This is a genomic window from Pantoea sp. EKM21T, assembly GCF_011800405.1.
Classification (GTDB): domain Bacteria; phylum Pseudomonadota; class Gammaproteobacteria; order Enterobacterales; family Enterobacteriaceae; genus Pantoea; species Pantoea agglomerans.
Genome location: NZ_JAALFV010000008.1, coordinates 113,299 through 137,128 on the forward strand (window position 1 = coordinate 113,299; position 23,830 = coordinate 137,128).

General features: G+C 55.4%; 18 protein-coding genes and 1 tRNA gene. 10 read left to right on the top strand and 9 right to left on the bottom strand.

The features are described from left to right. Positions 1-2: 2 nt before the first annotated feature. Positions 3-3,053 carry a formate dehydrogenase-N subunit alpha gene (gene fdnG / locus HFD87_RS17235; protein ID WP_167423717.1) on the bottom strand — a complete coding sequence of 1,017 codons (3,051 nt, stop codon included), beginning with the start codon at positions 3,051-3,053 and terminating at the stop codon, positions 3-5. A gap of 404 nt (positions 3,054-3,457) precedes the next feature. Here fdnG and fdhD point away from each other — a divergent pair, with 404 nt between their 5' ends. Then, the gene (gene fdhD / locus HFD87_RS17240) at positions 3,458-4,282 is read left to right on the top strand and encodes a formate dehydrogenase accessory sulfurtransferase FdhD (protein WP_033785824.1); all 825 of its coding nucleotides are present in this window, start codon (positions 3,458-3,460) and stop codon (positions 4,280-4,282) included. Here the strand turns inward: fdhD and HFD87_RS17245 are convergent. Then, positions 4,279-5,055 (bottom strand): DeoR/GlpR family DNA-binding transcription regulator, encoded by a 777-nt coding sequence (locus HFD87_RS17245; protein WP_010257462.1) that lies wholly within the window; start codon positions 5,053-5,055, stop codon positions 4,279-4,281. The two genes, fdhD and HFD87_RS17245, sit on opposite strands and share 4 nt — an antisense overlap. Positions 5,056-5,262: 207 nt before the next feature. On the opposite strand from HFD87_RS17245, the gene HFD87_RS17250 reads away from it, so the two are divergent. The 3 genes from HFD87_RS17250 (at position 5,263) to HFD87_RS17260 (ending at position 8,684) form a co-directional block, all read left to right on the top strand. Further along, a complete protein-coding gene (locus HFD87_RS17250) occupies positions 5,263-6,603 on the top strand; it encodes an aspartate aminotransferase family protein (protein WP_039390411.1) in 1,341 nt (446 codons plus the stop codon). Between the two features lie 282 nt (positions 6,604-6,885). Continuing rightward, positions 6,886-7,503 carry a superoxide dismutase [Mn] gene (gene sodA, locus HFD87_RS17255; protein ID WP_008926407.1) on the top strand — a complete coding sequence of 206 codons (618 nt, stop codon included), beginning with the start codon at positions 6,886-6,888 and terminating at the stop codon, positions 7,501-7,503. 212 nt (positions 7,504-7,715) lie between these two features. Beyond that, positions 7,716-8,684 (top strand): VirK/YbjX family protein, encoded by a 969-nt coding sequence (locus HFD87_RS17260; protein WP_022624830.1) that lies wholly within the window; start codon positions 7,716-7,718, stop codon positions 8,682-8,684. Between the two features lie 8 nt (positions 8,685-8,692). On the opposite strand, the gene HFD87_RS17265 is transcribed toward HFD87_RS17260, so the two are convergent. From HFD87_RS17265 to HFD87_RS17290, 6 genes are all read right to left on the bottom strand, one after another. After that, the gene (locus HFD87_RS17265) at positions 8,693-9,055 is read right to left on the bottom strand and encodes a YibL family ribosome-associated protein (RefSeq protein WP_003848030.1); all 363 of its coding nucleotides are present in this window, start codon (positions 9,053-9,055) and stop codon (positions 8,693-8,695) included. Between the two features lie 103 nt (positions 9,056-9,158). Next, a complete protein-coding gene (mtlR, locus tag HFD87_RS17270; protein ID WP_171820345.1) occupies positions 9,159-9,704 on the bottom strand; it encodes a mannitol operon repressor MtlR in 546 nt (181 codons plus the stop codon). A gap of 64 nt (positions 9,705-9,768) precedes the next feature. Beyond that, positions 9,769-10,917 carry a mannitol-1-phosphate 5-dehydrogenase gene (mtlD, locus tag HFD87_RS17275; RefSeq protein WP_010257450.1) on the bottom strand — a complete coding sequence of 383 codons (1,149 nt, stop codon included), beginning with the start codon at positions 10,915-10,917 and terminating at the stop codon, positions 9,769-9,771. A gap of 96 nt (positions 10,918-11,013) precedes the next feature. Next, a complete protein-coding gene (locus HFD87_RS17280; RefSeq protein ID WP_010671638.1) occupies positions 11,014-12,948 on the bottom strand; it encodes a PTS mannitol transporter subunit IICBA in 1,935 nt (644 codons plus the stop codon). Positions 12,949-13,380: 432 nt separating this feature from the next. Next, positions 13,381-14,097, bottom strand: coding sequence for a DUF3053 domain-containing protein (locus HFD87_RS17285; RefSeq protein ID WP_010671639.1), 717 nt, complete (start codon positions 14,095-14,097; stop codon positions 13,381-13,383). Between the two features lie 237 nt (positions 14,098-14,334). After that, the gene (locus HFD87_RS17290) at positions 14,335-15,933 is read right to left on the bottom strand and encodes a gamma-glutamyltransferase family protein (protein ID WP_167423718.1); all 1,599 of its coding nucleotides are present in this window, start codon (positions 15,931-15,933) and stop codon (positions 14,335-14,337) included. A gap of 734 nt (positions 15,934-16,667) precedes the next feature. Between HFD87_RS17290 and HFD87_RS17295 the strand changes: the two genes are divergently transcribed. Next, positions 16,668-16,964 carry an HTH-type transcriptional regulator gene (locus tag HFD87_RS17295; RefSeq protein WP_010257438.1) on the top strand — a complete coding sequence of 99 codons (297 nt, stop codon included), beginning with the start codon at positions 16,668-16,670 and terminating at the stop codon, positions 16,962-16,964. Positions 16,965-17,005: 41 nt separating this feature from the next. On the opposite strand, the gene HFD87_RS17300 is transcribed toward HFD87_RS17295, so the two are convergent. Beyond that, complete coding sequence (locus HFD87_RS17300) at positions 17,006-17,599, bottom strand: HD domain-containing protein (protein WP_010257434.1); 594 nt, start codon at positions 17,597-17,599, stop codon at positions 17,006-17,008. 62 nt (positions 17,600-17,661) lie between these two features. Here HFD87_RS17300 and HFD87_RS17305 point away from each other — a divergent pair, with 62 nt between their 5' ends. The 5 genes from HFD87_RS17305 to dppA all read left to right on the top strand — a co-directional run bounded on the left by HFD87_RS17305 (position 17,662) and on the right by dppA (position 23,697). Further along, positions 17,662-18,126 carry a MarR family winged helix-turn-helix transcriptional regulator gene (locus HFD87_RS17305; protein WP_010671641.1) on the top strand — a complete coding sequence of 155 codons (465 nt, stop codon included), beginning with the start codon at positions 17,662-17,664 and terminating at the stop codon, positions 18,124-18,126. A 95-nt stretch (positions 18,127-18,221) separates the two neighbouring features. Further along, on the top strand, positions 18,222-18,650 hold the full coding sequence (locus HFD87_RS17310) for an organic hydroperoxide resistance protein (RefSeq protein ID WP_010257431.1): 429 nt from the start codon (positions 18,222-18,224) through the stop codon (positions 18,648-18,650). A 320-nt stretch (positions 18,651-18,970) separates the two neighbouring features. Then, a complete protein-coding gene (eptB, locus tag HFD87_RS17315) occupies positions 18,971-20,662 on the top strand; it encodes a kdo(2)-lipid A phosphoethanolamine 7''-transferase (RefSeq protein ID WP_010257429.1) in 1,692 nt (563 codons plus the stop codon). Between the two features lie 125 nt (positions 20,663-20,787). Continuing rightward, positions 20,788-20,864: transfer RNA gene (locus HFD87_RS17320), tRNA-Pro, on the top strand. Positions 20,865-22,086: 1,222 nt separating this feature from the next. Next, complete coding sequence (gene dppA, locus HFD87_RS17325) at positions 22,087-23,697, top strand: dipeptide ABC transporter periplasmic-binding protein DppA (RefSeq protein WP_031590340.1); 1,611 nt, start codon at positions 22,087-22,089, stop codon at positions 23,695-23,697. Positions 23,698-23,830 lie beyond the last annotated feature (133 nt).

A 23,830-nucleotide genomic window follows, 5' to 3' on the forward strand; every position in this document is an offset into this window, starting at 1 on the left:
CGTTACGCTTTTTCCACTTTCACTAAAAATCCCTTGTACTCCGGGGTCTGCGAGTTGGCATCGCCAACCGACGGCGTCAGCGTATTGGCGAGGAAGCCTTTACGCGTGGTGCCTTCAAAGCCCCAGTGACAGGGAATACCCACGGTATCAACCGGCTTGCCGTCAATCATCAGACGCTGCAGACGACGTGTTACCACCGCTTTGGCTTTGATATAGCCACGGCGCGACGAGACCTTGACGCTGTCTCCGGCCTTGATGCCTTTCTCCTCTGCCAGTTCGGTGCCGATTTCAACAAACTGCTCCGGCTGCGCAATCGCGTTCAGCAGGGCATGTTTGGTCCAGTGGCGGAACAGTTCGGTGATGGAATAGGTGGTGGCGACGCAGGGATAGTCAGCGGCCTCGCCCAGTTGCGCGGCGTCGCTGCTGAACAGTCGAACGACCGGACTATGACGCTGCTGCGGATTCATAGGATTGTCGGCGAGCGGGCTTTCCATCGGTTCGTAATGTTCCGGGAAGGGGCCGTCGGCCATCTTATCGAGCGCAAACAGGTGGCCAAGACCATCGGGCTGCATGATAAACGGACCGGCCTGCTGCTGCGGCGACAGCGTTACCGGATAATCCGGCACGTCAATGCCGTGCCAGCGAGTGCCATCCCACTCAATCAGGCGGCGATTCGGATCCCAGGCTTTACCCTGCGCATCCGCGGAGGCGCGGTTGTAGAGAATGCGGCGGTTAGCCGGCCACGCCCAGGCCCAGCCGGAGACCGCGCCCAGCCCCGATGGGTCGGCGTTGTCGCGTCGTGCCATCTGGTTGCCTTCCGGCGTCCAGCTGCCGCTGTAGATCCAGCAGGCGCTGGCGGTGGTGCCGTCGTTACGCAGCTCTGAGAAGCCGTTGAGCTGCTGGCCTTTTTTCAGCAACAGCTTGCCGCTGGCGTCGTAAATGTCGGCCAGCGCCTGACCGTTGTTCTCCTGCGCCACCTCTTCCGGCTCAGGATTAGACGGATCGCGGTAGTCCCAGCGCATTGCCATCAGCGGTTCAGGGTTTGCTCCGCCTTCCAGGCGATAGAGCGCGCGCAGACGCATGAACAGATTGCCGAGGATTTTACCGTCGTGCAGCGCTTCAGCGGGCGGCTCCGCGGCCGCCCAGTGCCACTGCAGCCAGCGCGACGAGTTCGCCACCGATCCCGACTCTTCAGCGAAGCAGGAAGAGGGCAGACGGAACACTTCGGTCTGGATTTTCGAGGGATCGACATCGTTGAACTCGTCGTGATGCTGCCAGAAGCTGGCGGTTTCGGTGCGAAGCGGATCGATCACCACCATATATTTGAGGCGGGACAGTGCCCGGACCGCTTTATTTTTGTCCGGGAAGGCGGCCAGCAGGTTGAAGCCCTGAATCAGGCAACCATTGAGCGCGCCCTGTTCCATCATCTCCGCCTGCGCCATGCAGTCGTAGCTCTTATCCCACTTCGGCAGCCAGTCGTAGCCCCACTGGTTTTCCGCTGTGGCCTTATCGCCGTAGAAACTCTTCATCAGGCTGACGAAAAATTTGTCGGTGTTCTGCCAGTAGTTGACCTGATCCGGCAGTGTCGCAACCGGCGTGGCCTGCTGCAGGTAGGTTGCCAGCGTGGTCATCTTTTCGGAAGGCAGTGGCAGATAGCCCGGCAGACTCTGCGCCAGCAGGCCGAGATCGGTATAACCCTGCACGTTGGAGTGGCCGCGCAGCGCGTTAATACCGCCGCCTGGCATCCCGATATTACCCAGCAGCAGCTGAATCATCGCCGCCGTGCGGATAATCTGCGAACCGTTGGTGTGGTGAGTCCAGCCCAGCGCATAGAGAATAGTCGCGGTGCGATTCGGCACACAAGTGGAGGCCAGCTGCCTGCACACCGCAATAAAGGATTCCTGCGAGGTCCCGCACAGGCGCGTCACCATTTCCGGGGTGTAACGGCTGGCATGGGTTTTCAGCAGGTTCAGCACGCAACGCGGGTGAGTGAAGCTCTCATCGCGTCTTGCATGGCCGTTTTCATCCAGCTCATAGTGCCAGCTCTGCCGATCGTACTGACGGGTTTCAGCATCGTAACCGCTGAACAAACCGTCGCTGAAGCTGAAACCTTCGCTGACAATCAGTGCGGCATTGGTGAAGGCGCGAACATACTCCTGCTGAATCTGATTGTGTTGCAGCAGATAGTTGATCACCCCCATCAGGAAAACCACGTCGCTGCCGGCACGCAGTGGCGCGTAGAGATCGGCGACCGCCGCAGAGCGGTTAAAGCGTGGATCGACCACGATGACCTGCGCATTGTTATGAGTTTTGGCTTCAATCACCCATTTAAAGCCAACCGGATGCGCCTCGGCGGGGTTGCCGCCCATGATCATCACCACATTGGCATTTTTGATGTCGTTCCAGTTATTGGTCATCGCACCGCGACCAAAGCTGGGGGCCAGCGCGGCCACGGTCGGGCCGTGACACAGGCGCGCCTGGTTTTCCAGCGCCAGAATACCCAGCGAGCGGGCAAATTTCTGATCGAGCAGGCCGGTTTCATTACTGGCGGCGGAAGAGCAGAGCATGGCGGTGGTCGGCCAGCGGTTTACCGTCACGCCAGCGGCGTTGGTGGCCTGGAAATTGGCATCGCGATCCTGCTTCATCAGGCGGGCTATGCGGTCAAATGCCTCATCCCAGCTGATGCGCTGCCATTTATCCGAGCCTGGCGCGCGGTATTCCGGGTATTTCAGGCGCTGTTCACTGTGAATAAAGTCGAGCACGCCCGCGCCTTTGGGGCAGAGCGATCCGCGACTGACCGGATGGTCAGGATCGCCTTCAATATGGTAAATCGAGGCGCGGGCATTTTTAGCGCCATCACCCAGGCTGTAAATCAGCATGCCGCAGCCGACTGAACAGTAGGTGCAGTTATTACGTGTCTCTCTGGCGCGAATGAGTTTGAACTCTCTGACGCTGGCTAAGGCTGTGGTGGGGGCAAAACCGAGTAACGCCGCGCTGGTGCCCGCCAACCCGCCAGCACAGATTTTGAAAAAACTCCGTCTGTTAATTTGCATTTTATCGTTCTTCTTTATTGGCTCCATTGCGAAGCCTTGCAAAATAGCAGCCCTATCTGCCTGTAAGTTGACCAGGGTCAACAGGTTAGTCATTAGTAATTCTTTTTCTAAATTTTGTTAAAAATCCTCGGCAACGGATCCCCGGCGCAAGCAGATTTCCCGTAGCGGCAGATAATTACTGTTGTTTTATGCTTACCGATGTTAAAGCCTGAAAGATACCCATTCTCATTCTGCCCGCCAGCAGGCGTGGCTGCGCCTTTCCCGGTGAGAAAACCGCATGAATTGCCCCGCTGTTTATTTGCGCCACATCGGGCCAGAAGGCAAAATTAGTCTGCGTCTGATCGCTGTTATGCAGCCGCACTGACTGTCGCATTTCATTATTTATTAACAACAGGTCGTACTTTTTGAAAGCTATCCAGCCTGACTCAGGCGAAGATTTAACAATTGAGGCCGGCGTCAGCAGAACGCAGGTATGGCAGCGTGCCGATTTGACCGCAGCAGAGTCTGACTGGCTGGCGGACGAGGTGCCGGTGGCGCTGGTTTACAACGGCATCTCTCACGTGGTGATGATGACCACGCCCAAAGATCTGGAGGCGTTTGCGCTGGGTTTTTCGCTGTCAGAGGGCATTATCGACGCGCCAGGCGACATTTTCGGCATGGACATCGTGCCGGGCTGTCACGGCATTGAGGTTCAGATTGAGCTTTCCAGCCGCCGTTTTATGGCGCTGAAAGAGCAGCGTCGTGCGCTGGCAGGCCGTACCGGCTGCGGCGTGTGTGGCGTTGAACAGCTGGACCAGATTGGCAAGCCGCTCTCTCCGCTGCCGTTTACCCAGACCTTTGCGCTGGATCAGCTGGATCGGGCGCTGGGCCAGCTGAAAGCGTATCAGCCGGTCGGACAGAAAACCGGCTGCACCCATGCTGCCGCGTGGATCCAGCCTGATGGTCAGCTGGCCGGTGGCTGTGAAGATGTGGGTCGCCATGTGGCACTGGATAAGCTGCTGGGCTATCGCAGCCAGGCTGAGTGGGGGCCAGGCGCGGTGCTGGTCTCCAGCCGCGCCAGCTATGAAATGGTGCAGAAGTCCGCCATGTGCGGGGTTGAGATCCTGTTCGCAGTCTCGGCAGCGACCCGCCTGGCGGTTGAGGTGGCTGAGCGCTGCAATCTGACGCTGGTCGGGTTCAGTAAACCTGGACGCGCTACGGTTTACAGCCATCCTCAGCGGCTGCGTTAAACCACCATCACCTCTGGCAGCGTCTGCTGCAACGCCTCAAGGGCGGCACTGTTGTCGCCGCCACTATCCGTAATCAGCAGGTTGATCGCCGGTGACGGCGCGTAAACCGTGCGGCTGACTACCCCCAGTTTGGTGTGATCGGCCAGCAGATAGCAGGAAGTGGATTGCTGCACCATCGCCCTGGCGATGGCCGCTTCGTGCGGATGAAAACTGCTGGCACCACAACCCGCCTCAATGCCAACCGGCGACAGCAGCGCCACATCGGCGCGATAGCGGATAATCTCACCCACGGTAATTTCGCCGCGCGTCTGTTGTGCGCCCGCCGACATCGTCCCGCCCAGCAAAATAATCTGATTATTCAGCGGCTGATCTTCTTCTCCGGCGCTCAGCGCCAGCGCGGCCTGCAGGCTGTTGGTCACAATCGTCAGGCCGGAAAGGGCGTGCAACTCCTCTGCCAGCAGCGTGGTGGTGCTGCCCGCATCCAGAAACAGCGTCTGTCCGGGCTGCAGCAACTGCGCAGCGGCGCGGGCGATGGCGCGCTTCTCCCGGGTCTGGGTACTGCGGCGTTCCGTCAGCGGCGGTTCAGCCCGCGTTTCAATCGCCACCAGCCCGCCGTGAACGCGGCGTGCCAGACCCAGCGCTTCCAGCTCAATGATATCGCGGCGCGCGGTTTCGCGTGAGACCCCCAGCTCCCTGATAATGCGCTCGGTACTCACCTGGTTAAGCCGGGTCAGTAAGGCACGGATGCGATGAAGGCGCGTTTCCTGCAGCATAGAGGTTTCCTTTTAAAGCGCGAAGATCACGGATGATACGCCAGTGAAGCGAAAGATTCCGTCTGAATCAGGGAGCAAGCTTAGCGTGGCGATCTGCCTGCGTCATGTGTATTTTATTGCATTTGTGTATTTGGTTGCATTTTAGATTCAGGCAGGCATGATAAAGGCGTCAGCTCTTCCTCCTTCATCCTTGTAACGGGAGTCATTATGGCCACGCGTTCCACCATTATGGATACCAACAGTTTCCGTGCCGAACATGCCGATGCGCTCGACAGCGATACGCGCAAACTGACCGATAAACGCAGCAAAGTGCTTGGCGAATCTTATCGCCTGTTCTATCGCAAACCGGTGCATCTGGTGCGGGGTGAAGGGCAATATCTGTGGGATGCGGCGGGCGATAAATATCTCGACGTCTACAACAACGTGGCGAGCATCGGGCACTGTCATCCGGCCGTGACTGAGGCGGTGACGCAGCAGATGAAAATGCTGAATACCCACACCCGTTACCTGCATGAAAATATTCTGGACTACAGCGAAGCGCTGCTGGCGACCACACCCCCGGCGATCGATCGCGCGATGTATATGTGCACCGGATCGGAAGCTAACGACCTGGCGATTCGCGTGGCGCGCGCCTTTAGCGGCGGCAGCGGGATTATTGTCAGTAAAGAGGCCTATCACGGCACCAGTGAGCTGACATCCGGCGCTTCTCCGGCGCTGGGCAGTGGACAGCCGCTGGCGCCCACCACGCGGCTGGTGATGCCACCGGATGCGTATCGTGTGGACGCGCCTGACCTGGGCGACTGGTTCGCTGACCAGATTCAGCAGCAGATTGATGATATGGCGGCGCACGGCATTAAATTTGCCGGCTTCCTGGCGGACTCAATCTTCTCCTCGGACGGCGTGTTGCCCGATCCGCGCGGCTTCCTGAAAAAAGCGGTCGAGGTGGTGCATGCCAACGGCGGCATCTTTATTGCCGATGAAGTGCAGCCTGGTTTTGGCCGTACCGGCGACGCGTTCTGGGGCTTTGGCCGCCACGATGTGGTGCCTGATATCATTACCACCGGTAAGCCAATGGGCAATGGCATTCCGGTTTCCGGCCTGCTGGCAAAAAGTGAAGTGCTGGCCGCCTTCAGCGACTCAATCCCCTACTTCAATACCTTTGGTGGTAATCCGGTCGCGATGGCGGCGGCGCAGGCGGTACTGAAAGTGATCACCGAAGAGGGGTTACAGGAACACAGCCGCGTGGTCGGCGCGAAGCTGCTGGCGGAGCTGCGAACCCTGATGGATCGCTATGAGTGCGTGGGGGATGTGCGCGGTGCCGGACTGTTTATCGGTTTTGAGCTGGTCACCGATCGTCACAGCAAAACGCCGGACAAAACGCTGGCGCTGGATTTAATCGAGAAGCTGCGTGAACATCGCGTGCTGACCTCGGTCGCCGGCCCGTATGGGAATGTGCTGAAACTGCGTCCGCCACTGGCGTTCCAGGAAGGGGATATCGACTGGCTGGTCGGCGCGCTCGACAGCGGGCTGCGCGAACTGGGCAGGTAACGCGCAGGGCAGGGCAGATGCGGCGTTCGGGCGGGATGAGTGCCTGCTGGTGGTGCTGGCAGAGTGCTTCGCTCTCCCTGTCTGATAAGGCTGAAAAGGCGGAGTCAGTAGCAGCATGCTGTAAAAACAACGGGTTGCTTTTGCCAGATTTCTCAAATCCTTATGGTTAATAGGGCATTGATTACCCTTTTACGCTACATGAATTTAACTATAATGATTCGACTGCTTACGCGGCACGTCCCGAATTCGTCGTGCTGCTCAAACTAAATGGAGAGGAAGAACATGAGTTATTCACTGCCATCCCTGCCTTACGCATACGACGCACTGGAACCGCATTTCGACAAGCAGACGATGGAAATCCATCACACCAAACATCACCAGACCTACGTGAACAACGCTAACGCGGCGCTGGAAGGCACTGAATTTGCCAATCTGCCGGTAGAAGAGCTGATCACCAAACTGGATCAGCTGCCAGCAGACAAAAAAGGCCCACTGCGTAATAACGCAGGCGGCCACGCTAACCACAGCCTGTTCTGGAAAGGCCTGAAAACCGGCACCACGCTGCAGGGCGACCTGAAAGCGGCTATCGAGAAAGATTTCGGTAGCGTGGAAAAATTCCAGGAAGAGTTCGAGAAAGCGGCTGCGACCCGTTTCGGCTCAGGCTGGGCGTGGCTGGTTAAAAAAGGCGACAAACTGGCTGTGGTATCTACCGCAAACCAGGACAACCCGCTGATGGGTGAAGCGGTTGCTGGCGTTTCTGGCTTCCCAATCATCGGTCTGGACGTGTGGGAACACGCCTACTACCTGAAGTATCAGAACAAACGTCCTGACTACATCAAAGCATTCTGGAACGTGGTCAACTGGGACGAAGCAGCAGCCCGCTTCGCAGCTGCCCAGTAAGTTAACTCAGTGTTAACGTGATAACGATAAACCGGTGGAATTTATTTCGCCGGTTTTTTTTATCTTTAAATTCTGTCGTCCCAGATTAAACCAAAAATAAACGGATCTCGCTTTTTAACCGCCGCGCTTTTAACCTTCTGCCACATTAACACGCCGTTGATACTCGTTGTCTTATGCTCAGTGACATTCCTGCTCACTGTGTGTCGATGACTATGTCAATTATAACTACTCACGAAACTACGACCGATTCTTCTGCATCGCTTTTTTTTCAGTTAATTAGCGGAAAATACGTTCCGAATAAACTCTGGATAAGTAAACGTTTCCGGCTGAAATTTGTGTTAAGAACCTTAATATCGCCGCTGACTACGCTGCGTTATCTGGATGAGCTGTCGCATTTACCGCAACTCCCTCTGTTGATGAGTACTCAGGGATTGCTGCCAGCCAAGCTGCACCGGCCCTATCTGCGCTCAGGGTTGAGCATTGCTGCGCGCGCGCAGGCGATACTTGATCATTACAGTCTGATGAATAATCTGGAAAACCCTGCGCTGCGTCAGCTGCTGCAAAGCGCCACGGATAATCCGCTGGCTACGCTGACCGGTAAAAATGGCGAATCCTTTTTACTTTCCTGCAGTTCCGGTTATTTCGATCGGGAAGGGGAAGTGACGCTGGTATTACGTTATAACGACGAAATTATTGCTTCACTTTCATTTTCAATTCTCAATGAAAATAACCAGCGCACATTATTAATTGGCGGATTACAGGGTCCGCGGAAACATATCAATAATGAGGTGATCCGCGAGGCGACCAAAGCAGCGCAGGGTCTCTTTCCGAAACGCCTGTTAATGGAAGCGGTATTTATTGTGGCAAAGCAGTGTGGCGTGGAGAATATTCTGGCGGTAGGCGATGAGACTCATGTCTTCCGCAGCCTGCGCTATCGCCACAGCAAAGGGGATAAGTTCTTTGCCAGCTACAGTGAATTCTGGCTGTCGCTGAGTGGCGAGGCGCGCAGGGATGGGATGTTTATCCTGCCGCTGAGCCTGCCGCGCAAAACGCTGGAGGAGATTGCCAGTAAGAAGCGGGCTGAATATCGTCGCCGCTATGAACTGCTGGATGCGCTGGCGGAGCAGGTCTATGCCGCCGCCGGCGAACGCAAAGCCGATGTCGATCAGGCTGCTGCCTGATCGACCCGTCAGAATGCGGTTTTGGCGAAGCCGGTCATTGCTGTCAGCCCCATCTCACGTCCCAGCGCGGTCATTGGATGCACCACGACCAGGCCGCGCACGCTTTTCTTCAGCGCGCCCAGATTTGCCTGCTCTTTCTTGGTAATTTCGCGGCTGAAGCCCATTTTTTGCAGCTTCTGCGCCTCGGCACTGAGTTTTTCTACCCGCTGACCGCGCAGACGCTCAATCTCAATGACCAGCGCTTCTTTCTCTTTCAGCAACGCGCCCAGTTTCTCGACATCACCCGATTCCAGTAACTGCGGCTCTTTGCGGTTCAATGCGTCCAGCTTATCGCTGAGAAGTTTGATTTCGTTCTTTTCTTGCTCTTTCATGACAACAACTCGTTGAGGAAAACAGGCAAAGGATACACCAAATCTGGCGCATATTCCCGCTCAGGTTAAGACGAAAAAGGCGCCGTGATGGCGCCTGACAGGATTAGCTGCCGGACTTTTTAAACGCCTGCTTCATACTGATGCGGGCGATCAGCTCGGTTAGCGACAGGACCATGGTGGATCGCACCATCTGCAGATAGCGCTGCTGCTGCATGCTGCGCAGCTCTGCATCTTCGGTGTGAAACACCGGCGCGGGCGGCCAGGCGGTGACGCAGTGCAGTTCACCAAACGGGCCAAGGATCTCATCGTCGGTAAAACGATAATCACCGCTGTCGTGATTCAGCTCTTCGCGCAGCGCCAGCAGCAGTTCACCATCTTCATATTCGTGCCGGCTGATAACGCCAAGACCGTAAATCAGCTTCAGGCGAACCGAGAGTTCACCCAAAGGACCATCGCCCAGCAGCAGCGGTTCTACGGCATATTTCACCGCGTAGTCATCTTTACGGAAGACCTGCAGCACCAGCAGATTGACGGCTTCAGCCAATAGCTCAACGGCGGCGATCAGAAAGCTTCTCACCGAACGACCGGCGTTCAGGCGCTCAAGCACCCGGTTTTCAAAAGCCTGCTTCTCTTCCATTATTGCCTGCATGGGTTCAATACCGCCGTTGGGCGCAGGCGAACTGCGCCCGGCTTGCGTCACTAACACGCGCGCATTATGCCATAGCGTGCCAGGCGCTCACCACCGAAGCCACCACTTCGCTGTCAGCATCCAGACCTGAAACCTCAGCCAGCGTCGCCTGTGGGCCTTTTTCTGCCAGCAGCGTGGCCAGCTCCTGCGCCTGTGGGTCCTGGTCGCTGCGATAGTGCATCGCGGCGGCAATGCCCTGCACCAGGCTGGCGTGCGGTAAACCATACTCCAGCGTGCCCAGCGTCGGCTTGATCAGGCGATCGCCCGCGCTGAGTTTACGCAGCGGCTGACGACCCACACGCTCAACATCATCTTTCAGATAAGGGTTTTCAAAACGGCCCAGTATTTTCTGGATGTAGGCCGCATGTTTATCCGCCTCAAAACCGTAGCGCTTAATCAGCACCGCGCCGCTCTCTTCCATCGCCCCTTTCACCACGGCCCGGATTTTTTCATCGAGGATGGCGTCACGAATGGTCTGGTGACCGGCCAGCTGGCCAAGATAGGCGGTAATCGCGTGACCGGTGTTCAGGGTAAAGAGTTTACGCTCAACAAATGCCATCAGGTTATCGGTCAGTTCCATACCCGGAATCGCAGGCAGGTCGCCTTTAAACTGAGTTTTATCGACGATCCATTCGCTGAAGGTTTCAACGGTCACTTCCAGCGGATCGGTGCTGCCCGCTTCAGACGGTGGCACGATGCGATCGACAGCGGAATCCACAAAGCCGACATGCTGCTCCAGCCAGGCGTGATACTGCTCCGGCAGCGCCTTCAGCACATGCTGTTTCAGCTGGCTGGTGCCGCGCACCATATTCTCACAGGCGATAATATTTAGCGGGCGGGTATTGCCGTTGTCGCTGCGTTTTGCCAGCCCTTTAGCCACACTGCCGGCAATACGCTCCAGAATCTGCGGGCCCACGGCGGTGGTAACGAGATCGACTTCAGAAACCAGGGTGATGATCTCATCGCTGGTGCTGTTTACCGCGCTGACGCCTTTAACGGTTTCTGTTTTGGCCTGCTCGCCAACCACATGAACGGGATACTCATGACGCGCGTTCAGTGCATCCAGCACCGTCTGATTCACATCAGCAAAAACCAGTTCGATACCTGCATCAGCCAGTAACTTGCCGATAAAGCCGCGACCAATGTTTCCTGCTCCGAAATGTAACGCTTTCATAATTTTTGACCCATATCAAATGACAATGGGGCGGGCAAACCCGCCCCAGGAAATCGGGACGGGCATGACCGCCCCAGGGAAAATAATTGCTATAAATTACGCGATTGCAGGCTTACCTGACAGCAGATCCAGCACTTCCTGCACGCTGGTGGTGTTCGCCAGCTTCTCAATCACGCTGTCATCATCCAGCGCATTGGTCAGGCTGGTGATCACCTGGATGTGCTCGTTGTTACGGGCAGCAATACCAATCACCAGGCGCGCCACATCCTCCGGCTCTTCACCGAACAGGACGCCTGCCGGATACTGACAGAACACCACGCCGGTTTTCAGCACGCGATCTTTTGCTTCGACGGTACCGTGCGGCACGGCAATCGACTCACCGAGATAGGTCGGCGTCAGTTTTTCACGCGCCAGCATCGCCTCAACGTATTCAGGCTCAACGTAACCGCCTTTCACCAGCTGTTCACCCGCAAAGCGGATCGCCTGCTCTTTGTTACTGGCGGTCAGGCCGAGGAAGACGTTATCCGCACCCAGTTTAAACAGGTGTGCGTTGCCTTCATCGTAGCTGTCAGAGAGCGCGGTATTCACCGTTTGACGATGCACGTCGCTGCGGTTAGCCGCCACCAGACGCTCGGTCAGAGTGCTGTAGAGCGCGCTGTCGAGGAAGTTGTTAAGCGAGATATGCTGCGCATGCGGAGCCTGGCGGATGGCGCGTTCAGTCAGGTCACGGTGGGTAATCACCAGATCGACATCACCCGGCAGGGCGTTGATCGCGGTATTGGTCACCGACACATTGCTCAGCCCGGCGTCCTGCACTTTCTTACGCAGTACGCCTGCACCCATCGCGCTGGAACCCATACCGGCATCACAGGCGACGATGATTTTACGCACGTGATGCAGTTCAACGCTCATGGCATCGCTGGCGACTGGCGCACCCGCGCCGCTCTGGCCTTTAGACTGCGCTTTCATCTCATGCATGCGCTGGGTCGCGGCTTCGATATCGTCATCTTCTTTGACTTTGCTGGTTTTCAGCAGGATAGCGGACACCACGAAGGAGACGGCGAAGGCCGCAGCGATAGCGGCGATGTTCGCGAAGTAGGCACCTTTTGGCGTCATTGCCAGCACCGCCAGGATTGAACCCGGTGAGGCAGGAGAGACCAGGCCACCGTTCAGCACCGTCAGCGTGAAGACGCCGGTCATACCGCCAAGGATAACCGCCAGCAGCAGGCGAGGAGCCATCAGCACATACGGGAAGTAGATCTCATGGATGCCGCCAAGGAAGTGGATGATTGCCGCACCGCCCGCAGACTGTTTAGCACTGCCACGACCAAAGAACATATAGGCCATCAGCACGCCCATACCCGGACCCGGGTTGGCTTCGATCAGGAAGAAAATGGATTTGCCGGCTTCACTAGCCTGCTGGATACCGAGCGGCGAGAAGATACCGTGGTTAATGGCGTTGTTCAGGAACAGGATTTTCGCGGGTTCGACGAAGATCGAGGTCAGTGGCAGCAGGTTGTTCTGCACCATCAGATTCACGCCCGCGGCGAGAATGTGTGACAGACCTTCTACCAGCGGACCGATCGCCAGGAACGCCAGCAGTGCCAGTATCATCCCGATAATACCGGCCGAGAAGTTGTTGACCAGCATCTCGAAGCCGCTTTTGATTTTGCCGTCAATCGCCCGGTCAAACGACTTGATTGCCCAGCCGCCCAGCGGACCGGCAATCATCGCACCGAGGAACATCGGCATATCCGCACCGACAATCACACCCATGGTGGTAATGGCACCGACCACGCCGCCGCGATCGCCGCCCACCAGACGCCCACCGGTGAAACCGATCAGCAGTGGCAGCAGGTAGGTGATCATCGGGCCAACCAGTTTGGCCAGCGTTTCGTTAGGGATCCAGCCAGTTGGAATAAACAGTGCGGTGATGATACCCCAGGCGATAAACGCCCCGATGTTTGGCATCACCATATTACTCAGAAAGCGACCAAAGCTTTGTACTTTGACCTTCACTGATGAGGACATAAACCCACCCCTTATTGAGACGCGCTGCAATAGGAGAGCGCGCTTGTTTTTGTTTAGCCACCCCGACCCAAAGCCGGTGGTATTACTGTATGCACGCGGACTCTATCACGCGAATTTGACGCTGCGTAGCGTGCGGGGTAAGTGTGATCTACATCACTGATTAAGGGTGGTGGCAGGGGTGATTAGCGTGATTTTGATCACATTTTAAAGCGTAGCTCAGGCTCATTTGGCTGATTTTTAGACGGGGCGGCCGGTTATCTGTGAGGTGAATCACACTTGTTTGACGTTGATTTGTTATATATCTGTGACTTAGATCACAAACTATTTTTGGTCGAAAATGCGCCAGATCACACTTCATTCAGCGGGTGATTGGGTGGGAGGAGAAAAGAGAGTGGGACGGGCAGACGATTAGCGCCTGCCCGTAAAGCGGGTTTACTGCAGACCACCCTGGACGGCAGCCTGTGCCTGAGGAAGCGCCTGCGAATTGGCGGATAAAGTGCTCATCAGCGCGTTATATTGCGAAGCCTGATCCTGAGTCGGGAACTGTACGCCGCCATCATTGAAGCTGACACGGGTTCCCTGCGTTTGCAGGAAATCGCCGGTCTGCACTGCACCCTGGCTCAGCGCCTGGAGTTTTGGCAGCAGAGGAATCAGCTGATTGGCGGGCACCGTCACCACTTTGTTATAGGCGGTGTCGTAGACTTTTTTCAGGTCATCCGGCTGTTTCAGGGTCGCCTTGCTGCTGTCCGCCTGCATTTTGGCGCTTTCAATCTGCTGGGTGACGATCACCAGTGCGCTGGTCGCCTGACGCAGGGAATCACGACGGCTGAGATAATCCTGCGGAACGCGAATAGCAGAAAGCTCATCCACCACCGGACGCATACCCTGTTCAACCGCTTTGTTCGCCTGCTGCGAGAAGCCATACATAATGGCGTAATCGCTGGCGAAGTTGCCAAAGCTCTGCTTCTGGTTTTCGCTGAGGCTGGGCAGATGCTCGCCGCTGCGCATCACAGTGTTCTGGAGAAAATCGATAAATGCTTTGCGCTGCTCGCCTTCTTTATCACCGCATGCGGTGAGTTGCAGCACGATCAGCGCGCCAGCGAGCATAATGCCGCCACGTGCCATAAGGCGTGTAAGTCCTGAAGCCATAGGGTCAACTCCTGTCGGTGATACTGTCAGATGTCCAGGTAGGAATGGCCTAAAGAATAGAACAAACCCGAGCCACGGCACAACGTGAAACCACCTGTGAAACAGATGCTTTCTGAAACGCCGGTTATAGAATGGGGCCGCCTGCGCCTCAGGGCGTGTTGCGTTCCCTGCCATTGCAGGCTTCAGCGCGCAGAGATGAAGTAGGGGTTGAGCAGCCTGACGCTCACTGCCGCGACCTTAAAACACCACCGCCTGACCATCTTTGCGACTCTCACTGGCCGCAATGTAGAAGCCCTGCGGATCGCGCACTATCGCCTGCGCGCCACCAAAATTGTAATTACTCAGGGGATCTTCCAGTACCACGTTGTGGCCCATACGGCGCAGTGTGCTCAGGGTATTGCGATCAAGTGTGGATTCAAACACCACCTCGCGTCCCTGCACCACGCGCCAGCGCGGCGCATCAATCGCGGCCTGCGGATTCTGCTGGTGCAGCATAATGCGCAGCGCCAGCTGGAGGTGTCCCTGCGCCTGCATCGGGCCGCCCATCACGCCAAATGCCATCAGCGGCTGGCCCTGCTGATCCCGCGCAAAGGCCGGGATAATGGTATGAAACGGCCGCTTACCGCCCGCCACGACGTTGGGATGGTCTGGATCGAGTGAAAAGCCCGCGCCCCGGTTCTGCAGGCTGATGCCGGTATCGGGTACCACCACGCCGGAGCCAAATCCCATGTAGTTAGACTGAATGAATGAGACCATCATGCCGCTGGCATCACCGGCGGCGACATACACTGTGCCGCTCTGCTGCGGCGATCCAAAGCGGAAATCTCCCGCCTTGGCAGGATCAATTAACGCTGCCCGCTGGCGAATATAGTCGTTGCTGAGCAGGTGTTCCGCCGGAAATTCGAGGTGATCTTCATCGGTGACATAACGGTCCAGATCAACCAGCGCCAGTTTCATCGCCTCGATGGAGAGATGCAGCCACTGCGGCGAATCCGGTGCATAGCGGTTGATTTCCCACTCTTCCAGAATGCCAAGTGCAATTAAGGTCGCAATGCCCTGACCATTCGGCGGCAGCTCCTGCACCGATCCTCCGGCAAACGGACGCGACAGCAGGGTAACCCAGTCGGCACGATGGTTTTTCAAATCCTCCAGCGTCAGGGCCGCGCCATGCTCACGGGCGAAGGCTGTCATCTTTTGCGCCAGTGCGCCGCGGTAAAAGCTTTCGCCCTGAGTCTCAGCGATTTCCTGCAAGGTGCGGGCCTGAGCCGGATTGCGGAACAGCTCGCCAGCACGAGGCGGACGACCCTGCGGCGCAAAGCAGTCGCTAAAGCCAGGTTGATCCCGCAGCTTGTCATAGCCGCGCTGCCACAGCTGACCAATCAGCGGTGAAACCGGAAAACCGTCGCGCGCATAGTCAATTGCCGGTTGTGCCAGGGTGGTCAGCGGTAAGGTGCCAAAGCGCTGTGCCAGTGTGACCCATGCCGAGACGGCCCCTGGCACAGTGACGGATTCCCAGCCGGTTTCAGGCATCGCACTAAAATCGGCAAAGCGTTCGGGATGCCACGCGGCTGGCGATCGGCCTGAGGCGTTTAACCCATGCAGCTCGCTGCCATCCCAGACAATGGCAAACGCATCGCTACCGATGCCGTTTCCGGTTGGCTCCAGCACGGTTAAGGCGATGGCGGTGGCGATAGCCGCATCCACGGCGTTACCACCCTGTTGCAGCATCCGTAAACCCGCCTGCGCCGCCAGCGGTTGAGAGGTTGCGACGGCATTACGACCCATCATCGGTACACGATGAGAAGGGTATCCGACGTTAAAATCTGTTTCACGCATCGCTTTTCCTTACAGAGGTCAGGTATGGGTTTTGCCTTTCGTCAGTGCGTTATCACGGGGCTGCACTTTTACCGCGCATCAGGTCGATAGTTGCCGGGTAACTGCACCGGCATGAGGCGTCAGCCGTTTCGTTAAGATGACTGTTGATTAATCTGGCGACAGAGCGCCGTTAAGAATAAAAGATCTACCCGCTCTGCACTGTGAGCCGCCGCGCGCCAGGTCTCAGGCCCCAACCAGGACTATTCTTAATTTAATAAGAACAGTGAATATATGTGTTCAGGAAGTAAACCATTGGCGTATATTTTGCACTCACTACCTGAAGAGGTGTATTGCCTCACAGAAATGAGAATATGCCAGCAAAAAGCTTGATGGCATCCACATAAATAGCAAACACCATTTGATTTTTTTGCCCACACCGAAGGCACAAAACTCAACTGCCTCAGCGGGTTAGAGGCGCTGGAACTTTTCCGGCAAACCATAGTTAAAAAAATAATTATAAATTGCGCGGCAAATAGTCAGGTCTCTATCCATACTTAGTCTCCCGGCATTTGTTGCATTGACCTGACATCTTTAAAGCAGTGCACCGCAGGCTGTGTCCCGTAATGGTTTCTCTCATAACAAAAATAAACCCTTGCGGGATCCAGCCTGAAACAGGCCCGGTTTCAGAGTCCTGACTTCAGGCTCGTACCTCTCTACTTTCACGTGCTTCATAGCGAGTTTTTAAGGAGTTCTCTATGGAATTAAAAGACCCGATGTTTGAATTGCTCAGCAGCCTTGAGCAGATTGTTTTGACACGTGATGATCGCGCCGCCGAGTTACTTATTCAGCGTCAGCAACCCGCCCAGCCAGAGCCGCAGCGTCTGCGTGAAATGACCGGCATGCAGGTTGATGAGTTTGCAAAAGTAATGGGCGTGAGCGTTTCTTCCGTGAAAAGCTGGGAAGCCCGGCGTACCCGTCCTTCCGCGACGGCGCAGAAATTGATGAAGTTATTACATGCCAATCCCTATCTGGGACGGCAGTTGCTTGAATAAACTGATATCACGAAAAGAACCCGCCGCTGGCGGGTTTTTTATTAGCGTAATTCGCTGTATTTAGCCGCCTGTCTGGCAAACCAGCTCTCCGGCACGCTATAGGGCGGCTCCCGCAACTGTGCGAGTCCGCTTTCAATAATCATTGAAGCCTGCTGCCATAACTGCGCATCTCCCTGCTTCAGCAACTCAATCTGTATCTGCTTTTCAACCAGGTAGACCCGCGCAAAGTCGGGATCAAAACGCACAATCGCGCGGGTGTTATCGATGATGTCAGCCAGTTTGATGGTTTGTGCCTCAGGACTGGCGCTGGCTGTATGGCGGAAGTGCGCCAGTTTACGGGCCGTGCGATTTTTTGCCCCAGCGGGTGCGCTGTTGGTCAGCATCTCTACCAGGCTTGCCACGCGCGTACCAAAGTGGGTTTCGATATCGCTCTGTGTGGTTGCGGTATCTTCTACGGTATCGTGCAGCCAGGCTGCCGCTAACAACGCGTCGTCATGGCTGACGCTGCGCACCAGTTCCACCACCGCTGCCGGATGAACAATATAAGGCTCATCGGTATATTTGCGGCGCTGACCGGCACTGGCATGTGCCTCGGTGGCGAAGCGACGCGCCTGTTCTTCCAGTGAATCCTGCATGCCTTTCCCCCTGTCAAAAAGTTTGCTTGCAATTATCTAGCGCGCTATCTATATTATTAACCATGAACTGTGATCAAGATGACAAAAAAGTGAAAACGATGCCACTGTTGGTCGATCAGCACCTCTGCTTTGCGCTTTATTCTGCCAACCTGGCGATGAATAAAGTCTATCGTCAGTTGCTGAGCCAGCTCGACATCACCTATCCTCAATATCTGGTCATGCTGGTGTTGTGGCAGAAAGATGATGTCACGGTGTCAGAGATTGGCGAGCAGCTTTTTTTAGACTCGGCAACATTAACGCCACTTCTGAAGCGACTGGAAAGTGCAGGCCTGATTAACCGGCAGCGAACCCGTCAGGATGAACGCCAGGTTGCGGTGACGCTGACCGAAGCCGGGCAGGCGTTACGGGCCAGGGCTGAAGCCATTCCTGAAGCGGTCAAGTGTGCCACAGCCTGTGATGATGACGCTTTGCTGGCGCTGAAATTACAGCTGGATGGGTTGCGAGATAACCTGAATAAGTCACGATAAATATTGCTGACGGGTGCGCGGCACCCGTTAAACCTCACCGCCTGATTACGGCTGTATAAGTAGTGGGCGATTAAATAGCGTAACGGAGAAATGTCATGTCTTTAGAACAAGTGGTTTACCGCGCCAAAGCCAAAGCAACCGGTGGTCGTGATGGTCGTGCAACCTCTTCTGACGGTGTACTGGACGTGAAACTGGGCGTGCCAAAAGAGATGGGCGGTGCAGGCGGCGAAGTGACTAACCCTGAGCAGCTGTTTGCTGCGGGCTATTCTGCCTGCTTCCTGGGCGCGATGAAGTTTGTGGCGGGCCGTGACAAGATCACCATGCCAAAAGACGCCTGGATCGAAGGTGAAGTGGGTATCGGCCCTATCCCTGATGGTTTTGGTATTGAAGCGACCCTGAACATTCATCTACCAGAGATGGATGAAGCAGAAGCGCAGAAGCTGGTTGATGCGGCACACATCGTTTGTCCTTACTCAAACGCCACCCGCAACAACATCGATGTCACGCTGAACATTATTCGCTAAGCGTGCTGCGGGCCTGAAACTATCAGGCCCGCACTTTTTTCCTCTGTCATTTTCGCTCTCCTGCTGCTGTCTGCAACAGCCCACCCGGCCGTTCCTGTTCGATGTGTACAAAAAATGTGCTAATCAGGTCGACAACGATTATTTTCTGGTCTATCAAACGCGACCATGTTTTACTGAGCCACCTCGCGTTATAGCCTGTAAATCCGTTCAGAATTTTCCTTCATCTTGTCCGGTCCGCTTATTCAGCGAACTCTGCCGCGTTTCGGCAGTCACATAAAAGATTTGGTCAAGCGCTTCACACCGGAGAAACACCTTTTTTCATGAATTACATTAAAACCCTGACTCAGCAGAAGTTATCGCTCTTGCTGGCGCTCTATCTCGGTATCTTATTGAATTTGCCGATTTTCTATCGTCGTTTTGACGGTTTTCTCAGGCACTCTACGGTTACGAACTGGCTGACTGCCGTCACCGAGGTAGTGGCCATTGTGGTGCTGACTTTCTTCCTGATGCGTCTGCTGTCGCTGGGAGGAAAGTGGTTTTATCGCGTGCTGGCCACTCTGATTGTTCTGATTTCGGTTGCCGCCGCCTATTACATGGCGTTTTTTAACGTGGTGATTGGCTACGGCATTGTGGCTTCGGTGATGACGACTGACACCGATCTCTCTAAAGAGGTGATTGGTTACCATTTCATCCTGTGGATGGTGCTGGTCAGCGCGCTGCCACTGCTGATGATCTGGCGCAATAAGCTGAGCATGACGCTGAATGAACAGCTGCGTACGCCGGGACAGCGCCTGAAACCCACCCTGATCATGCTGCTCTGCGTGGCACTGGTCTGGCTGCCGATTCGTTTTTTCGACAAGCTGCAGAAGCATAACGAAGAGATCACCAACATCGATCTGCCGAGTTACGGCGGTGTGGTGGCGCACTCTTATCTTCCTTCGAACTGGCTGGCGGCTGTGGGCCTGTTTGCCTGGACCCGTGTGGATGAGTCGCTGAACAGCCAGGAACTGCTGGATCCGGCGAAGAAGTTTACCTACGTCGCGCCTGCCGGGCTTGATGATACCTATGTGGTGTTTGTGATTGGCGAAACCACGCGCTGGGATCACATGGGGATGCTGGGCTATGAGCGTGACACTACGCCGAAGCTGTCGAAAGAGAAGAACCTGGTGGCATTCCGGGGCGAGTCCTGTGATACCGCGACCAAGCTGTCACTGCGCTGCATGTTCGTGCGCGAAGGCGGCACTATGGATAATCCGGGCCGCACGCTGAAAGAGCAGAATGTGTTTGCGGTGATGAAAGAGCTGGGCTTCACCTCTGAGCTGTTTGCGATGCAGAGCGAAGTCTGGTTCTACGACAACATCAATGCCAACAATTTTGCCTTCCGTGAGCAGATTGGTTCAGAGAAGCGTAATCAGGGCAAAGCGGTGGATGACATGCTGCTGGTGCCGGAGATGAAAGCGTCATTGGATCGTTTCCCGAAAGGTAAGCATCTGATTGTGTTGCACACCAAAGGTTCGCACTACCTCTATTCACAGCGTTATCCGCGCAGCTTCGCGAAATATCAGCCGGAGTGTATGGGCGTGGATGAGACCTGCAGCAAAGCGCAGTTGATCAACGCTTATGACAACTCGGTGCTGTATGTCGATAGCATGCTGGATAGCGTGCTGGATCAGCTGCGTGATAAGAAGGCGATCGTCTTCTATGCCGCCGACCATGGTGAGTCGATTAGCGAGAATATGCACCTGCACGGCACGCCGCGTGAGATGGCTCCGCCTGAGCAGTTCCGGGTGCCGATGATGGTCTGGGCGTCAGATAAGTATCTGGAAGACAGTCAGAACCGCAGCAACTTTGAGCGTCTGCAGGCGCAGCAGCGCGTGGGCCGGACCCATCGCCACGTTGAGTTGTTTGATACCATCCTGGGCTGTCTGGGTTACACCTCGCCAGATGGCGGCATTAACCCGGCCAACAACTGGTGTCAGGCACCGGGTAATGGTCAGGCTAAACCGCTGTAATAGTGGTCGAAAAGTGTAAAGCAGGCGGCTGATTCCCGGTAACCGCGTGCTTTCCAGGCGATTGGCGGCAAAAGCATAAAAAGCGGTTGACGCTGATCGGGGGTAGCAGTAACATGCGCCCCCATCGGCGAGTAGCGCAGCTTGGTAGCGCAACTGGTTTGGGACCAGTGGGTCGGAGGTTCGAATCCTCTCTCGCCGACCATATTTAAGAAACCTGTCTGAAAAGACAGGTTTTTTTTCGTCTTTAGAAAACCAACGGCAGGGGCGGTTTTTCCTGAGCAGTCTCGATCTGACCGCTAAGCATTCACATTCTTACCGCTGAGTGGGCTTCAGGGAGCATACGCCTTTCGCAAAGACGCAAAAACGCCATCCCTGGCAGGCTCAACGCGGGCCATCCCTGGCCCGCGATGCTTTGCTACAGGCGTATGCTCCCTTCGCTTCACGTTTGGCAGACGCATCAGGTACTTACAGAAGCATCTCAGACAACTGACAGATCCAAATCAGAGTGACTCTGACAGCAATGAACAATCTCAAGGCGGAGGGAACACGGGCAGAGGAGGAAAGCGTCCCACGCCAGGGACGGCGTGGGCCGAGCGTCCAGGGATGGTTTAAGCGCCTTTCCGATCTGACCGTGTTCCCGAAGCAGTCTCGATCTGACAGCTAAGCATTCACATTCTTACCGCTGAACGTCCATGGATGGTTAAAGCGCCTTTCCGATCTGGCCGTGTTTCCGAAGCAGTCTCGATCTGACAGCCATTCATGCCACATCCTCTTCCCTGAACCTTCCCTCGCTTTCAGCCTCTGGCTATGATTTTCCAGAAGGTTCCAGTAAACCCCATCCGCCGCGCATTCTGTTTACCAGCCGTTGTTATCATCACTAACCCGCTGGCAGGCCTTGCCATATAAGAGATGCGATCATAATTCGCGACACATTCTTCTTATGACCGAAAGCGGCAACATGCTGATTTCTTATGCTTCTTTACCAGCATATTCCGCTGGATGAACGTCATAACGCACGGTGAATCGTTCAGTTATTCAACATTTGCCGGTAAAAGTTTTAAGTTTTTTAGCGGTGAGAATCACTAGCGATAGAACAACCATCCAGCACAATGCACGGAAATCAGACCAGCAGCGCTGTGCATTGTATGGCTTTTAGGCCGAAAGGGTTTTTATTACCGTTGCATGCTATCCCTCACACTCTGTGTAAATAAGTAACCGTTGTATTGACGTTCTTTGCAACTGTTGACAAATTGATGCGTCAATAAACGCACAGTTACGGAATTTTCTGAATGCACCATCTGCATAAGAAAAAACAAAAAAAACGTAGCGTGCTTTAACCACCTGTTCGGTGGTACGCCTGAACCGCATAAAAAAATCAGAGGTCGGGCAATACACACAACATCACATCACAATGGAGCAAAAGCATGATCAACTCCCTGGCTAAATCCGGGATGCTGAAGGTCGGTCTGAGCCTGATTGCTATGACTGTCGCCGCCGGTGTTCAGGCAAAAACCCTGGTTTACTGTTCTGAAGGTTCTCCGGAAGGCTTTAACCCGCAGTTGTTCACCTCGGGCACCACCTACGATGCCAGCTCACGTCAGATCTACAACCGACTGGTTGAGTTCACTATCGGCACCACCGAACTGCACGCTGCGCTGGCAGAGAAGTGGGATGTCAGTGAAGACGGTAAAACTTACACCTTCCACCTGCGCAAAGGCGTGAAGTGGCAGACCACCAAAGATTTCAAACCGACGCGCGACTTCAATGCGGATGATGTGGTGTTCACCTTTGAGCGCCAGCTGGATAAAAACAACGCCTATCACGGCGTCTCCGGCGGCAGCTACGAATATTTCGAAGGCATGGACATGCCGAAGCTGATCAGCAAAATTGAAAAAGTGGACGAGAACACCGTGCGCTTTGTGCTGACGCGTCCTGAATCGCCGTTCCTTGCTGACCTTGGCATGGACTTCGCCTCGATTCTGTCGAAAGAGTACGCTGACAACATGCTGAAAGCGGGCACCCCGCAAAACGTCGACCTGAATCCGGTCGGTACCGGTCCGTTCCAGCTGCTGCAGTACCAGAAAGATTCGCGCATCCTTTACAAAGCTAACCCGGATTACTGGGGCACCAAGCCGAAAATCGATCGCTTAGTCTTCTCCATTACCCCGGATGCTTCAGTGCGTTACGCCAAGCTGCAGAAGGGCGAATGTCAGGTCATGCCCTATCCAAACCCGGCTGACATCGCGCGTATGAAGCAGGACAAAAACATCAACCTGTATGAGCAGGCTGGCCTGAACGTCGGCTATCTGTCGTACAACGTTGAGAAAAAACCGCTGGATAACCTGAAAGTGCGTCAGGCACTGACCATGGCGGTCAACAAAAAGGCGATTATCGAAGCCGTTTATCAGGGTGCAGGTCAGCCTGCTAAAAACCTGATCCCACCAACGATGTGGGGCTATAACGACGACGTGAAAGACTACGCCTACGATCCTGAGAAAGCCAAAGCGCTGCTGAAAGAAGCGGGCATGGCAGACGGCTTCTCAATCGACCTGTGGGCGATGCCGGTTCAGCGTCCTTACAACCCGAATGCGCGCCGCATGGCTGAGATGATCCAGAGCGACTGGGCGAAGATTGGCGTCAAAGCCAAAATCGTCACCTACGAGTGGGGCGAATATCTGAAGCGCGCCAAAGCGGGCGAGCACCAGACCGTCATGATGGGCTGGACCGGCGACAATGGGGATCCGGATAACTTCCTGGCCACCCTGTTCAGCTGTTCAGCGGCAAAAGATGGCTCTAACTACTCGCGCTGGTGTGATAAATCCTTTGAGGATCAGATTCAGCCAGCTCGCGCCACCGCCGATCAGGCGAAGCGCATCGAGTACTACAAACAGGCACAGGTTGTGATGCATGACCAGGCACCGGCGCTGATGATCGCGCACTCAACGGTATACGAACCGGTCAGCAAGAAAGTCTCCGGGTACAAAGTCGATCCGCTGGGCGGACACTACTTTGCTCAGGTAGACATTAAAGAATAATTGTCGCCTTTTCCGGGGCGGCTGCGCGTCGCCCCGGCTTTATCTCCCTGTTTTACTGGAAACGGTAGAGGCGCAGCCTGTCTGCGTCGCGGTCGGGCCTACCCGATCGTCAGATGTAAGCAATAACTACCCT

Coding starts and splice junctions, on each gene's coding strand:
- HFD87_RS17300 (WP_010257434.1), bottom strand. CDS start 17,599: ATGCAGGATTCACTGGAAGAACAGGCGCGTCGCTTCGCCACCGAGGCA.
- sodA (WP_008926407.1), top strand. CDS start 6,886: ATGAGTTATTCACTGCCATCCCTGCCTTACGCATACGACGCACTGGAA.
- dppA (WP_031590340.1), top strand. CDS start 22,087: ATGATCAACTCCCTGGCTAAATCCGGGATGCTGAAGGTCGGTCTGAGC.
- eptB (WP_010257429.1), top strand. CDS start 18,971: ATGAATTACATTAAAACCCTGACTCAGCAGAAGTTATCGCTCTTGCTG.
- HFD87_RS17290 (WP_167423718.1), bottom strand. CDS start 15,933: ATGCGTGAAACAGATTTTAACGTCGGATACCCTTCTCATCGTGTACCG.
- mtlD (WP_010257450.1), bottom strand. CDS start 10,917: ATGAAAGCGTTACATTTCGGAGCAGGAAACATTGGTCGCGGCTTTATC.
- HFD87_RS17310 (WP_010257431.1), top strand. CDS start 18,222: ATGTCTTTAGAACAAGTGGTTTACCGCGCCAAAGCCAAAGCAACCGGT.
- HFD87_RS17285 (WP_010671639.1), bottom strand. CDS start 14,097: ATGGCTTCAGGACTTACACGCCTTATGGCACGTGGCGGCATTATGCTC.
- HFD87_RS17305 (WP_010671641.1), top strand. CDS start 17,662: ATGAACTGTGATCAAGATGACAAAAAAGTGAAAACGATGCCACTGTTG.
- HFD87_RS17265 (WP_003848030.1), bottom strand. CDS start 9,055: ATGAAAGAGCAAGAAAAGAACGAAATCAAACTTCTCAGCGATAAGCTG.
- mtlR (WP_171820345.1), bottom strand. CDS start 9,704: ATGCAGGCAATAATGGAAGAGAAGCAGGCTTTTGAAAACCGGGTGCTT.
- fdnG (WP_167423717.1), bottom strand. CDS start 3,053: ATGCAAATTAACAGACGGAGTTTTTTCAAAATCTGTGCTGGCGGGTTG.
- HFD87_RS17245 (WP_010257462.1), bottom strand. CDS start 5,055: ATGCTGCAGGAAACGCGCCTTCATCGCATCCGTGCCTTACTGACCCGG.
- HFD87_RS17260 (WP_022624830.1), top strand. CDS start 7,716: ATGTCAATTATAACTACTCACGAAACTACGACCGATTCTTCTGCATCG.
- HFD87_RS17250 (WP_039390411.1), top strand. CDS start 5,263: ATGGCCACGCGTTCCACCATTATGGATACCAACAGTTTCCGTGCCGAA.
- HFD87_RS17295 (WP_010257438.1), top strand. CDS start 16,668: ATGGAATTAAAAGACCCGATGTTTGAATTGCTCAGCAGCCTTGAGCAG.
- HFD87_RS17280 (WP_010671638.1), bottom strand. CDS start 12,948: ATGTCCTCATCAGTGAAGGTCAAAGTACAAAGCTTTGGTCGCTTTCTG.